Genomic DNA, 13,081 nt, shown 5'->3' with positions numbered 1-13,081 from the left:
CCGCCGCCTGCAATCAGACGACGGGCCAAATGGGCGTGATCTCGCGGATGTGAGATTACATATTCGGGTAGTTCGGTCCGTCGCCACCCTGCGGGACAGTCCAGTTGATGTTCTGGGACGGGTCTTTGATGTCGCAGGTTTTGCAGTGAACACAGTTCTGGAAGTTCACTTGGAACTTCGGACCGTCTTCGCCCTCAAGGACCTCGTAGACACCAGCAGGGCAATAGCGCTGCGCAGGCTCGTCGAACTTGGGCAGGTTAACCGAGATCGGAACCGAGGCGTCTTTCAGCTGAAGGTGGCAAGGCTGCGACTCTTCGTGGTTGGTAAAGCTGAAAGACACGTTGGTCAGGCGGTCAAACGACAGAACGCCATCGGGTTTCGGGTAGTCGATCTTCTGGTGCTTCGACGCTTCTTCGGTCGAGGCAGCGTCGGGTTTGCCGTGACGCAGGGTGCCAAAGAACGAGAAGCCGAGCGTGTTGGTCCACATGTCCAAACCGCCCAACGCCAGACCACCCAAGAGACCGTATTTCGACCACATCGGCTTCACGTTGCGGACCTTCTTGAGGTCTTTGCCGATCACGCCTTCGCGGACGCGAGTATCGTAGTCTGCCAGCACATCGCCTGAACGACCCGCTTGGATCGCTGCGAATGCGGATTCCGCCGCCTCAATGCCCGAATGCATCGCGTTGTGGTTACCCTTAATGCGCGGCACGTTGACGAGGCCCGCCGAACAACCGAGCAGCGCACCACCGGGGAACGCAGTCTGCGGGATTGACTGATAGCCGCCTTCAGAAATCGCACGAGCACCGTAGGCCACGCGTTTACCGCCTTTTAGCAGTTCGGCCACCATCGGGTGGTGCTTGAACCGCTGGAATTCCATGTACGGGAACAGGTGCGGGTTTTTGTAGTTCAGGTGAACCACGAAGCCGACGTAAACCTGATTGTTGTCGAGGTGGTAGATGAACGAACCGCCGCCAGCTTCGGACCCCAGAGGCCAGCCCATCGTGTGGGTCACGGTGCCTTCTTTGTGCTTGGCTGGATCGATCTCCCAAATCTCTTTCATGCCGATGCCGAACTTTTGCGGGCAGTGGCCTTTGGAAAGGTCGTATTTCGCCATAACTTCTTTGGAGAGCGAGCCGCGCACGCCTTCGGAGAGGAAGACGTATTTGCCGCGAAGCTCCATCCCCGGCTCGGTGTTTGGACCGTAGGAGCCGTCAGCCTCAAGGCCGAAAACGCCAGCAACAACGCCAGCGACTTCGCCGTTTTCGCCGTAGACCAGTTCCGAACAGGACATGCCTGGGAAAATTTCGACGCCCAGTTCTTCGGCCTGTTCTGCCATCCAGCGGCAGACGTTCGCCATCGACACGATGTAGTTGCCGTGGTTGTTCATGAGCGGCGGCATCGCAGCGTTCGGTAGGCGGATACCGCCAGCTTCGCCGAGGAAGTAGAAGTTGTCTTCTTTGACTTCGGTTTTGATCGGCGCGCCTTTGGCTTTCCAATCAGGCATCAGGCGATCAAGACCAGAGGTGTCCAGAACCGCACCCGACAGGATGTGCGCCCCAACCTCAGAGCCCTTTTCCAGAACGACGACGCTCAGGTCGGCATCCAGTTGTTTCAGACGGATCGCGGCCGAAAGCCCAGCAGGGCCGGCACCGACGATCACAACATCATAGTCCATTGCTTCGCGTTCGATGGCGGTCATGGCATTTCCTTTTGTTCTCAGCGCGACGCGCTTGGGTAACATTCTTTCGCAAAAGGACTAAACTAGACGCAACTCTTGGGCAATCACGACACGGCGTTATTTTGCTGCATTGCGACATTTGGACGGGGTGTCGACGTTAAAATATCGCGGGCCTTTATCCGTCTTATGGTAGAGCGGCGCGTTATATGCGACCGTTATCCCCTTAAACGCCTTGGCTTATTGATTTCTTGTAGCTTTAATCGATATGCGGGGCTATTGACTTTTGACCTGCCCGATAGGTTATGGGCAAGAGAACACGACAGACGTGCGACGGAGTAAATTATGGAAAAGATCCCGCTGACTCGGGCCGGTTTTGACAAGATTGACGCTGAACTCAAACACCTCAAATCGGTGGAGCGTCCAGCTATCATTCAGGCCATTGCCGAAGCGCGTGCGCTGGGCGATCTTTCCGAGAACGCAGAGTATCACTCTGCCAAAGAAAAGCAGTCGTTCATCGAGGGGCGCATTAAAGAACTCGAAGGCGTTCTGTCCCTTGCTGAAGTTATTGATCCGTCGAAACTGTCGGGCACAATCAAATTCGGCGCGACCGTTGAGCTGGTCGATGAAGACACTGACGAAGAGAAGAAATATCAGATCGTTGGTGAATACGAGGCTGATCTTGAGAACGGCAAGTTGAACATCAAATCGCCGCTCGCTCGCGCTTTGATCGGTAAAGACGAAGGTGACAGCGTCGAAGTGCGCACACCTGGCGGTGACCGTAGCTACGAAATTCTGTCGGTCCTCTTCGTTTAACGCTGGAAGGCGGCACGCCATGGGCACTGGTCTAGGCAAAGCTAAAGAAACCCAAGACGAACCCCGCTCTCTTTCGAGTGCGGAGCTGATTGGCTATTCGGTCACGTTCATTTGGCTCGTCGGTGCGGGCGCGTTTTTCTATTTTGCGCCGTCGAATGGCGACGGGTCGATGGATAGCTTGCGCTTTGTCATGACGCTCGTTGCGCTGTTTCTGCCTGTGGCGGTGATTTGGGTCGCAGCCAGCGCCGCGCGGACCGCGCGCATCTACCGCGAAGAAACAGAACGCCTGCGTAGTTCCATAGATGACATGCGTCAGGCGTTGTTTGCTGAACGTGAGGCGAAGTCCAAAGCGATCACAGGGCAGGTCGAAGAAAAACTGGCCGCAATTGCGCAGTCTGCCCAGAAAACAGAGACGGTATTGGCGACGTTTTCGTCGGCCCGCCAACAGGGCCGTGTACAACTGCCCTTGGCCAAGCCTGAACCGTCCGACGATCAGCCCAGCCTCGCCTTGGGGACCACCGCAGAAGAGCTGCAACCGCCGCTTTCGAATGCGATGTTGATCCGTGCGATCAATTTCCCAGAATCGGATCAGGATGCTGACGGGTTTGCTGCCCTTCGTGCTGCGCTCAAGGACCGTCAAGCCCGACAGCTGGTTCAGGCGAGCCAAGATGTCCTTACGCTCTTGTCCCAGGACGGTATCTACATGGACGACATGCGGCCCGACCGTGCTCGTCCAGAAATTTGGCGCCGCTTTGCTAAAGGTGAACGCGGTCGTGCAACAGCCGTTTTGGGCGGTATTCGCGATCGGTCCTGTCTGGCACTGACCTCGGCTCGTATGCGCGAGGATGCTATTTTCCGCGATGCCGCGCACCATTTCTTACGTCGTTTTGATCAGATGCTTGTGGCGTTCGAACCGCAAGCCACGGATGAGGAAATCGCAGCACTGTCAGAAACCAGAACTGCGCGGGCCTTTATGCTTGTGGGCCGTGTGACTGGCGCGTTTGACTGATCAATTTCGTGATCGTCGAGGGGTTGTAAAACTCCGAGTTTGAATAAATGATCAAATTCGACGTTTCACATTCTGGTTGATCATTATGCTCTCCACTTCGCGTGCATTGGCCTATCGTCAAGGTTTGACTGGCGGTTTGCCTTTCATGTTCGTCGTCGTTCCTTTTGGCCTCTTGTTCGGCGTTGTTGCGATGGATGCGGGGCTCACGCTGACGCAAACCATGGGCATGACGATGCTTGTGATCGCGGGGGCCGCCCAGTTTACGGCGTTGCAAATGATGGTCGATAACGCGGGGCTTTGGTTGATCATTGCCGCGGCGTTAGCGGTGAACCTGAGGATGGCGATGTATTCCGCCGCTCTTGTGCCGCATCTGGGTAAGGCTCCACTGTGGCAGCGTGCACTGATCGCCTACATGAATTTCGATCAAACTTATGCGGTTGCCAGCATTGCCTACGAGCAAAATCCAGAGTGGCCCGTAGAACGCAAGGTTACCTTCTTTTTTGGTGTCGCCACTCCGATTGTTCCGACTTGGATTGCGGCGACATTGGTTGGGGCGCTGATTGGTAAAGCTATTCCTACGGAACTTGGCATCGACTTCATACTGCCGATCACCTTTATCGCGCTGGTTGGGCCAATGCTAAGAACGGTGCCGCAGATGATCGCGGCATCGGTGTCAGTGGCGGTTGGACTTATACTCTCTGGCTTGCCGTCAGGGATGGGGCTTTTGATCGCGGCGGCCTGCGCCATGGCCGCAGGGGCCGCGGTGGAGATTTGGCAAGAAAAACGGAGCGCGACATGGCTGTAGATGCAGTGCTGGTTTGGACGGTCATCGCCATTTTGGCCGTCGGGACATTTCTGATCCGATTTTCATTCTTGGGACTCATCGGTGATCGCCCCTTGCCACCCATCGTCGTTCGGTTGTTGCGGTTCACGCCAGTGGCTGTTCTGCCCGCACTCGTCGCGCCACAGGTGCTTTGGCCGAATGCGACCGATGGCCAGACCGATCCCGTTCGAATGCTTGCCGCCTTGACCACGCTGGCTGTAGGGATGGTGACGCGTAAGGTTCTTCCTGCGATTGTCGCGGGGAGTGCGGTGCTGATTATCGGCCTACAGCTTAGCGCAGCGGGTTAACCTGAATTTGGTAGAGCACCTGCGCGTTGTCGTCGGAATCATCCTCACGCACTTCACGTGTCCGAACGCCAGGCAATTTACCGAATTGCGTTTCCAACGTTTCAGGAAAGAACGTGACGCGGATGTGTTCAAACCCCGGTAGGGATTTTAGTATGGCCGAGGTCGACCGTGCGCAATTGGCTTTCTGCACGGCACCGTGTGTCATCACCGCCCGAAGCGCACGTTCCGCAACATCGGCAGAGACATCAAGCTCTTGGACAACGGTGTAGAACGTCGCGCGGGAATGGTAAGAAATGTAATAGTCTTCGATCTGTGGCGTGACACCGATGATGACATCGTTGCGTTCAGGGATCGAAGGATGTTTGAACGATCCAGCGGGGTCCCAAATGACCCGTTCGGATGCATTGACCATGAGGCTCGTATGGGCGCCGCGGCCGGAACCTACGTTGCGCATGGTCATAAGGGTAAGGCGGGGCGGGCCATCGTGATGATAGCGCATGCTGGCAACCTGATTGTCAGGAGCCCAAACGGGTTCGGCGGCGCAGCCAGCCAATGCCAGCGGCGCGCCTATCAAAAATGATCGCCGATCCATCAATGCGCGCCCCCAAAGCGCGAAATTTGTGACTTGCTGATTAGCCGTTAATCAGAGCAAGCAAAACCAGTGCGACAATGCAGATCGTCGCGACGCGGGTTGAGAATTTTACGAAGCCTTCAAAGGTTGCTTCGTGTGTGCTGGCGTCCATGGTGCCGTGCTTGTGTTCAGCCATGTGAGGCTCCTTCTCGAATTCTGTTCGCTTTGCGCGTGGATAGACGATTCAATTCTGTCTGTCACGATGTCAAAATGTCCATCATGACGTCGTTTCGAGGTCTTTCGCCAATTCAAACCCGATCCGCGTGGGCTCTGCTTGCTCGGTTGGTTTCGGAAGGGCCATCAACATCACGTTTAGCTGCGCCACATGCTGGATCAATTGAGTGCGTGTACCCGTGTCGGTGCTGCCGTAGAACGTCACGATATCAGGGTCGAAATACCCCAAACCTTCAATCCGCATCACGCCTGCGTCCGAGCCAGTAAAGCCCATCGCAACTTCTTGGTCCGCATTAAGCTGGTTTTCGAAGTTCTGAATATACAGGATTAGGCGTTCATAAGCCCACCGCGCTGCGCTTTTTTCTTCACCATTACCTTGAAGATTGGATGGGATCTGCGTCGGTGTTGCGGACTGAGCATTAGGACTGAGATGGACCTCATGAAGTGCGGGTAGGACTGCGTTCTCGGCATATTCCGCCGAAGTTTCGATTGTGTCGGAAAGTTCGCTCATTGGTGCCCCCATTGTCAGAGGTAACACTAGCCTTCTCTGCCCAGAGGTCTAGACCCGTTGCCAGAGCCACGCGCCATCGGGGCCCATTTCACGGGTCACTCGACCTTGTTTCAAAAGGTGATTGAGATGGGCAACCGTTTCGACAAAGGCCAGTCCGTATTGATCGCCAGTAATCTCGCGCTTGAACAGCGGGATAAAGCAGTCTCCGCCGACGCGGGGTGTCGATAGGTGCTCCTCGATGCGACTTAGCGCTCCTGCGTGGTTTTCGATCAATTGCTGAAGCCGAGTGGGCAGTCCGTAGTAAGGCAATTTGTGCCCACCCAGAACGAAATGGTCATGGCTGGCAATCTGCGCGAACTGACGGCAGGATCGCAGCCATTCGCCCAACGGATCGCCGTCTGGTTCTGTCGGGTAGACGCCGATATTCGGGCTAATGGATGGCAGCAGTTGATCGCCACCCAGAACGAGGGCGTCATTGCGGCTCCAGAACGTTGCGTGTTCTGGTGCGTGGCCGTCGCCCATCCGTATGTCCCACGTGCGCCCACCCATGGTGATCGTCTCACCATCGCAAATGCGCGTGTAGCCTGCGGGTAGCGGCAAAACGCAGTCGGCAAAGTTAAACGGACGTTCTGTTTCGCGCTGCTCAAGAACCTCAGCCGCCATCCCATTACGCCGATAAAAAGCGAGGTTATGGGCCGAGTAGTTGGATTGCTCATCCATGGTGAGCATACGCGTCAAAAGGTAAGCCGTGCGAGGCATGACAAGTTCCGCCCCGAGGTCCGATAGCCATCCAGCCAAACCCACATGGTCGGGATGGTGGTGGGTCAGAACGACCCGCGTGATCGGCTTGCCGGCCAAAGGCCCTGCCATCGCGGCTTCCATCGCGGCACGACATTTCCGCGTGTTGATGCCAGCGTCAATGAGGGTCCAGCCATCACCTTCGTCCAGCGCGTAGACATTCACATGGTCGAGCGCCATCGGCAGCGGAAGGCGAATCCATAGGACGCCTTCCGCTACTTCGATAGCCGCGCCATTTTCAGGCGGTGTTTCGTGCGGGTAGCGGATCAGGCTTTTGCTGCCGTCCATTACGCTGCCAGATCGTCTGGCGAGATCGCCATAAGATCATCGCTGCCTTCGCGCACGTGAGCGCAGAGGCTGACATGTTCGGGCAGCAGGCGTTTGATGTAGAATGCCGCCAGTTTCTTACGGGTTTCGTCGCCCTTAAGAGCCGCGGTCAGGTGGTAGTGGCCACCCAGCACACGTGCGAACGCACGTAGATAAGGAACAGACACGGCAAAGCGATCCGTCAAGTCTTGGCCGACCAACCATTCCGTTGTCTCGCGAAGCGTCTCTGCAGATTGCCAGACAGCTTCGGCGAGTTCAGGTAGGCTCGCTTTTGCGGCATCTGCACCTGCTTCGACCTCGTCGAGTAGGCGATAGGCCGCGTCACCGCCGTCCATCATTTTGCGTCCAACAAGGTCCATGGCCTGAATGCCGTTGGTGCCTTCATAAATCGCGGTCACACGAACATCGCGCAAATACTGGGCTGCGCCTGTTTCTTCGACAAAACCCATGCCGCCGTGAACTTGGATGCCCGTATTGGCCACATCAATACCAACATCTGTGCCGAACGCCTTTGCAATCGGGGTGAGTAGGGCCGCGCGGGCCTTCCATTTTTCGTCATTCGTAGCGATGCCCATGTCAATCGCGGCGCCACACGCCAGTGCAATCGTGCGTGCGGTAAAGATTTCGGCCTTCATCGTTGCCAGCATACGGCGCACATCGGGGTGTTCGACGATGGTGCCAGTGCCGCCAACTTTACCCTGTTTGCGGTCCATCGCGTAGGCCAAAGCAGCTTGATAAGCGGCTTCGGCGATCCCGATCCCTTGGGTGCCGACACCCAAGCGAGCGTTATTCATCATGGTGAACATCGCCGCCATGCCACCGTTTTCGGGGCCGACCAACCAGCCACGCGCACCTTCATAGCTCATTACAGCAGTTGGCGAACCGTGAAGACCGAGTTTGTGTTCAAGGCTCACAACGCGCAGGTTATTGCGTTCACCCAAAGTGCCGTCCGCGTTCGGGATGAATTTGGGAACGATAAAGAGGCTGATGCCTTTGGTGCCAGGAACACCATCGGGCAAGCGGGCCAAAACAAGATGGCAGATGTTTTCGCTGAAATCGCTATCACCCCAAGTGATGTAGATTTTCTGCCCCGTGATCGCAAAGCTGCCGTCGCCCAGCGGTTCCGCTTTGGATGACAGCGCGCCAACGTCAGAACCAGCTTGCGGTTCGGTCAGGTTCATCGTCCCTGTCCATTCGCCCGAAATCAGTTTCGGCAAATACAGTTCTTTGATCTCATCGCTTGCGTGATGTTCCAGCGCTTCAATCTGGCCTTGGGTCAGGAGCGGATTGAGGTGGAGGGACAGACAAGCACCCGACAGCATGTCATTGATTGCTGTGCCGATCGTAACAGGAAGCCCCATACCGCCGTGTTCAGGGTTCGCACATACGCCGATCCAGCCTCCTTCGGCGATGGCAGAAAAGGCCTCAGCGAAACCGGGGGAGGTGCGAACGATGCCGTTTTCCAGCTTTGCAGGGTGCAGATCACCATTGCGCTGGACGGGATAGATGACCTCATCACAGAGCTTGCCCGCTTCGCCTAGGATTGCGTCGACCAGATCAGGTGTGGCCTCTTCGTATTTGTCTGTTTGCGCAACCGCGTCAAAATCGACAATGTGATCCATGATGAACCGAAAATCGGAAACGGGGCTACGATACGGCATCTGATGTCCTTCACTTCACGGGATTGGCCAAAGAATGGTCAGTCTATTCCACTTTATCAAAGAGTAGGGTAGCCATGCCCTCCGACCCCGCAACTGAAACGCAGCGTCATGACCACCGTGAAGACCATACTACTTTCGTCCAAAAGTGATGATTTGACCCGTGCCGCCCAGATTTGGCGTGAGGGAGGGCTGGTCGCGTTCCCAACGGAAACGGTCTACGGGCTGGGCGCAGATGCGCGGAACGATCATGCCGTTGCGCAGATTTACGCGGCCAAAGGGCGCCCGTCGTTTAACCCTTTAATTGTGCACGTTCCTGATGTGGAGACGGCCCGTCGCTATGTTACGTTCTCTGCAGAAGCTGAGGTTCTGGCCGCGCAATTTTGGCCTGGCGCTTTGACGTTGGTTCTGCCGATGCGGGCAGATGCGGGTATTTCACCGCTCGTGACTGCGGGCCTTGAAACGTTAGCGATCCGTGTGCCCCAAGGTGATATCGCGCAGGGTGTTTTGCGTGCTTTCGACGGACCTGTCGCGGCACCATCAGCGAACCCATCGGGTCGCGTCAGCCCGACATCGGCTTCCCACGTGATTGCTGGCTTGTCGGGCCGAATTGATGCCGTCATCGACGGTGGACAATGCGGTGTTGGCGTCGAGTCCACAATTGTCGGCTGTGTCGGTGAACCCGCGTTGTTGCGGTTGGGCGGTGTCCCTGCTGAGGCTATCGAGGCCGCGCTGGGCCGTCCCCTAGTCCCTGCGGGAGAGGGAATCGTCGCGCCGGGGCAACTCGCGTCACATTATGCGCCCGAAGGCACCATGCGTTTGAACGTGACTGAACCACAGCCAGACGAAACCCTTCTGGGATTCGGCCCAGTTGAGGGCGCGGCACTGTCGTTGTCTGAAACGGGTGATTTGGTCGAAGCCGCGGCGAACCTCTTTGAGTGCTTGCATCGACTGAACGCACTGGGGGCCGCAAAGATTGCGGTGTCGCCCGTGCCTGACGTTGGGCTGGGTCGCGCGATCAATGATCGCCTTGCTCGCGCAGCTGCCCCACGGGACTAACGCAATCTCAGCCGAGGTTGTTCTTTTCGATATACATCCGAAGCTCTTCGGCCTCGTGACGCGCATCGCGTAGGCCGTCCATGGCTGCGCGCAACTCTGCCTCGGTCTGCGCCAGTTGGTTGGTGATCTCTGCCTCGCGCTGTTGCAGGTAGGTGATCGCCTGATCGCGGGTTTCTTCGGCTTCGTGCAGGGCCTGCGCCATGCGGTCCAATTCACCGATTTCGGCTTTGGTCACGCGAGTGAAGCGGTTGATCAGCCAGCTTGCGAACCATCCCAAAGAGAAGGCCACAAACAGGATGACTGCCGTTGCAAAGATAAGCTCGGTTCTGTTCATGACGTGTCCCTTATTCGGCGGCTTTGTCGGCGGGGGCGCTCTCGGTCACGGGCGCGGTTTCGTCGGTTGGCGTTTCGGTCGCATCAGGCTCCGCTGTAGCGTCCTCGGTCGGTTCGGGCTGAACCAAGTGGAATTCGATACGGCGGTTTGCTTCGCGGCCTTCTTCGGTGTCGTTGTCGGCGATCGGATCGGCCTCACCATATCCTTTGGCTGTGAAGCTAGAGGTGATGATGCGGCGCATACGCAGCGCTGACACAACAGATTCGGCGCGATTCTGGCTGAGCCTTGCGTTCATCTCTTCGCTGCCTTGGCTATCCGTATAGCCAGCGATTTCAAGTTCAATATCGACGCACTGGCTTAGGATTTCCGCGATGTCGTCCATCACAGGAAGCGTGTCAGTGGTGAGCGTCGCAGAACCAGGATCAAAGGTAATTTTGCGATTTTCGGTGACGACATTGATTTGTGCAACGCAGTCTTCGGACGACGGTGTTTCCACGACGAGGTCGAGCTGCGGTACATATTCGACATCGACACTAAAGGTCGCGTCCGACCCAAACTTCTCGACCAGAAGGCCCGAAATATTGGCAGAGGCTTCTTCGTCACCAGTTTGACCAGTGATCAAAATCGTGTCGGATTGGATGATCACGGTACCGTTCGACAGGTTCGACAATGCATCTAAGCCAGCCAGAACGCGGACTTGCCATCCAGCGGGCAGTCCCTCGCTATCGACCAACGTGCCCATGACGACCTCATCACCAGCGAATTTTGCCCGCGCGTAGTTTTCGATAACCATATTTGTCAGGTCATCTGGCACGCGGCCGCTGAGGTCCAGTTTGGAGTCTTCGCTCAGTGTCGCAATGAATTGCTCGGGACCATCGTCGCCATTTTCCGTCGTAGTCGGTAGATGGGCTGTGAGTGCGAATAACTCAGGCAGAGCGTTGTCCAAACGACCGATGACGTCGTCGAAAGTCGCCTGATCTGTATTAACTGGCGCGGTCACGGTGACGTCGGCGTCCGAAACGGTCAGTGTCCCGCCGCCTAGCTCGCCCAACGCATTGATCGATTGCGAGACAGCATCGCCCCACGTGCGCGATGGAACGCCCAAAGCCAAGGTGCACGAATCGCGCCCCTCGTAGCCGTTTGCATGGGCTGCGGTCAGGATTTTGTCGCGCGACGCTGCCGTATCTGCTGTGCAGGCTTCAAACCGTGCGCCGTTTTCGTCGATGATGAAGCGCGTGATGTAGGGGGACACAACGGGACGCGGTGCGGTGATTGTCAGAGCAAGTGCTACATTGTCCGGTTTTAGCGACCTGATCCGTTGCTCTAGATCGCGTCGTTGATCGCCACTGTCTGCACTGGCGTTGATTGTCACTGATCCAGCACTGACAGAGATTTTAGAGCGAGGAAGGACCTCCAGCGCCCGCAGAGCAAAGTTCACAGCGCTCCGCCAGCCTTCTGGAACAGGATAATCCGCACCCTCAAGAAGGTCCGTCACAGTGCTGCCTTTTGCTGCGGTCGCGATACGGCCATTCAAGTTCTGCCGATCCGTTGACGCGGGGATAAGCCCAATCAGCGACACGCCGCTGTCGTTGCGCAGGATTTCGATGGCAAAATCAGGTGCCTCAATGCCGGTCTGATTGGCAACGCCCATATTGCTGATCACGCGACTTGCATCAACCACACCACCCGCCGCGTTCACAGCCCGCAGGCGGAACACTTCGTCAGGGGCTTCGCCTTCGAGCACGACCTGAAGGCCATCGCCGATCACGCGAACCCATCCTAGATCAGCATCGAGCAGGGCTTCTTGAACGGCGAGCGTGGATTTGTCTTCGAGAAGGTGCACGGCACTCTGCGCGCCCAAGGTTGCAATCAGTGCAGCCACTCCGAAGGTGCCGACGCGAATGAAAACCGAGGATAGACGCATATGTAGGGCGGCTCTTTTTTGAATTTCGTATTGTCTAGGCCCTACAGCCCAAAGGTGCAATCAAAGTAAAACCGCGCAGGCGAAAAACAGCACAGGAATGAGACCAGTATCGCGGTTGGATCTGAAAAGTTTCAACAAAATGGCGTTGTCGTCGGAATTGAACCGTGTGAGCTGCCACATCAAATGCCAGCCCATCGCCCAAACGCCACAAACGGCTACCACCAGAGATAGCATTGAACGGTCGATCGTGGCCAGAACGGCAGCAGAACCCAGCAGCGCAACGGTCGCGATTAGGAACCAACGGAGCCACATTGCGGAGCGATCCCCAAACAGACGAGCGGTCGATTTTACGCCGATCAGAGCATCGTCTTCGGTGTCTTGATGGGCGTAGATCGTGTCATAGAACAGCGTCCATGCAATGCCGCCCAGATACAACAGTACAGGCGGCCAACCCAGTGATCCCGTGTGTGCGGCCCAGCCCATAAGTGCGCCCCAGTTGAACGCGATGCCGAGGAACACTTGTGGCCACCATGTGAACCGTTTTGCGAATGGGTAGATCAGCACGGGAATAATCGACACGACACCGAGGGCGATCGTGAAGGTGTTAAAGCTGACGAGGATGCCTAGCGAAATAAGCGCCTGAAGCACCATCCAGAGGGCGGCTTTTTTCGGGGTGACTTGGCCTGACGGGATCGGGCGGGACCGTGTTCGTGCAACTGCCGCGTCAAAGTCCCGATCCGTAATGTCATTCCAAGTGCAGCCCGCACCACGCATTAAGAACGCCCCGACCGCGCAACTGACGGCAATCCAGAGGTCGAATAGACCAACGCTGTTTGTCTGCAGAATGGCGAGCGCGAGGCTCCACCAGCAGGGCAAGAGCAAGAGCCAAGTCCCGATGGGCCGATCCGCGCGAGATAGCCTGAGGTAGGGACGGGTCCACGCGGACGCTAGCGTATCGACCCAATTGCCTTTCACCGCATCGGCTACTGTGCCCTCTGGCATTTGGTCGGTGTCGCTCATATTGTCCGCCC

14 protein-coding genes are annotated in these 13,081 nt (G+C 56.8%); 5 read left to right on the top strand and 9 right to left on the bottom strand.

What is annotated here, in order from left to right; genetic code table 11:
* Nucleotides 1–55: 55 nt before the first annotated feature.
* Complete coding sequence (locus AC1QQ2_RS06855) at nucleotides 56–1,702, bottom strand: electron transfer flavoprotein-ubiquinone oxidoreductase (RefSeq protein WP_479712577.1); 1,647 nt, start codon at nucleotides 1,700–1,702, stop codon at nucleotides 56–58.
* Between the two features lie 321 nt (nucleotides 1,703–2,023).
* Here AC1QQ2_RS06855 and greA point away from each other — a divergent pair, with 321 nt between their 5' ends.
* The 4 genes from greA (at nucleotide 2,024) to AC1QQ2_RS06835 (ending at nucleotide 4,634) form a co-directional block, all read left to right on the top strand.
* Nucleotides 2,024–2,494, top strand: coding sequence for a transcription elongation factor GreA (gene greA / locus AC1QQ2_RS06850; RefSeq protein WP_067550290.1), 471 nt, complete (start codon nucleotides 2,024–2,026; stop codon nucleotides 2,492–2,494).
* 19 nt (nucleotides 2,495–2,513) lie between these two features.
* The gene (locus AC1QQ2_RS06845; protein WP_105235859.1) at nucleotides 2,514–3,503 is read left to right on the top strand and encodes a hypothetical protein; all 990 of its coding nucleotides are present in this window, start codon (nucleotides 2,514–2,516) and stop codon (nucleotides 3,501–3,503) included.
* A gap of 85 nt (nucleotides 3,504–3,588) precedes the next feature.
* The gene (locus tag AC1QQ2_RS06840; RefSeq protein WP_479712576.1) at nucleotides 3,589–4,308 is read left to right on the top strand and encodes an AzlC family ABC transporter permease; all 720 of its coding nucleotides are present in this window, start codon (nucleotides 3,589–3,591) and stop codon (nucleotides 4,306–4,308) included.
* Complete coding sequence (locus AC1QQ2_RS06835) at nucleotides 4,299–4,634, top strand: AzlD domain-containing protein (RefSeq protein WP_249945991.1); 336 nt, start codon at nucleotides 4,299–4,301, stop codon at nucleotides 4,632–4,634. Before AC1QQ2_RS06840 ends, AC1QQ2_RS06835 begins: the two co-directional genes overlap by 10 nt.
* On the opposite strand, the gene AC1QQ2_RS06830 is transcribed toward AC1QQ2_RS06835, so the two are convergent.
* From AC1QQ2_RS06830 to AC1QQ2_RS06810, 5 genes are all read right to left on the bottom strand, one after another.
* Nucleotides 4,618–5,208 carry a hypothetical protein gene (locus AC1QQ2_RS06830; protein ID WP_479712575.1) on the bottom strand — a complete coding sequence of 197 codons (591 nt, stop codon included), beginning with the start codon at nucleotides 5,206–5,208 and terminating at the stop codon, nucleotides 4,618–4,620. The two genes, AC1QQ2_RS06835 and AC1QQ2_RS06830, sit on opposite strands and share 17 nt — an antisense overlap.
* A 58-nt stretch (nucleotides 5,209–5,266) precedes the next feature.
* The gene (locus AC1QQ2_RS06825; RefSeq protein ID WP_105235855.1) at nucleotides 5,267–5,401 is read right to left on the bottom strand and encodes an aa3-type cytochrome c oxidase subunit IV; all 135 of its coding nucleotides are present in this window, start codon (nucleotides 5,399–5,401) and stop codon (nucleotides 5,267–5,269) included.
* An 81-nt stretch (nucleotides 5,402–5,482) separates the two neighbouring features.
* Entirely contained in the window at nucleotides 5,483–5,950 is a 468-nt protein-coding gene (locus AC1QQ2_RS06820; RefSeq protein WP_479712574.1) for a DUF6173 family protein, read from the bottom strand.
* A gap of 48 nt (nucleotides 5,951–5,998) precedes the next feature.
* Nucleotides 5,999–7,036 (bottom strand): MBL fold metallo-hydrolase, encoded by a 1,038-nt coding sequence (locus AC1QQ2_RS06815; RefSeq protein WP_479712573.1) that lies wholly within the window; start codon nucleotides 7,034–7,036, stop codon nucleotides 5,999–6,001.
* A complete protein-coding gene (locus tag AC1QQ2_RS06810; protein WP_479712572.1) occupies nucleotides 7,036–8,736 on the bottom strand; it encodes an acyl-CoA dehydrogenase in 1,701 nt (566 codons plus the stop codon). The genes AC1QQ2_RS06815 and AC1QQ2_RS06810 overlap by 1 nt, the downstream gene beginning before the upstream one ends.
* A 108-nt stretch (nucleotides 8,737–8,844) precedes the next feature.
* On the opposite strand from AC1QQ2_RS06810, the gene AC1QQ2_RS06805 reads away from it, so the two are divergent.
* Complete coding sequence (locus tag AC1QQ2_RS06805; protein ID WP_479712571.1) at nucleotides 8,845–9,792, top strand: L-threonylcarbamoyladenylate synthase; 948 nt, start codon at nucleotides 8,845–8,847, stop codon at nucleotides 9,790–9,792.
* A 7-nt stretch (nucleotides 9,793–9,799) separates the two neighbouring features.
* On the opposite strand, the gene AC1QQ2_RS06800 is transcribed toward AC1QQ2_RS06805, so the two are convergent.
* From AC1QQ2_RS06800 to ubiA, 3 genes are read right to left on the bottom strand one after another with little or no spacing between them, the layout of a single operon-like run.
* Nucleotides 9,800–10,126, bottom strand: coding sequence for a hypothetical protein (locus tag AC1QQ2_RS06800; protein WP_067550271.1), 327 nt, complete (start codon nucleotides 10,124–10,126; stop codon nucleotides 9,800–9,802).
* A 10-nt stretch (nucleotides 10,127–10,136) separates the two neighbouring features.
* Nucleotides 10,137–12,050: an OmpA family protein gene (locus AC1QQ2_RS06795; protein ID WP_479712570.1), complete on the bottom strand. Its 1,914-nt coding sequence runs from the start codon at nucleotides 12,048–12,050 to the stop codon at nucleotides 10,137–10,139.
* Between the two features lie 60 nt (nucleotides 12,051–12,110).
* Entirely contained in the window at nucleotides 12,111–13,070 is a 960-nt protein-coding gene (ubiA, locus tag AC1QQ2_RS06790) for a 4-hydroxybenzoate octaprenyltransferase (RefSeq protein ID WP_479712569.1), read from the bottom strand.
* Between the last annotated feature and the right edge of the window lie 11 nt (nucleotides 13,071–13,081).

This window comes from Aestuarium sp. (genome assembly GCF_023253315.1).
Taxonomy (GTDB): Bacteria; Pseudomonadota; Alphaproteobacteria; order Rhodobacterales; family Rhodobacteraceae; genus Marivivens; species Marivivens donghaensis.
Note: the sequence above shows the minus strand (reverse complement) of the source record. Positions and strands in the feature narration are given on the sequence as shown.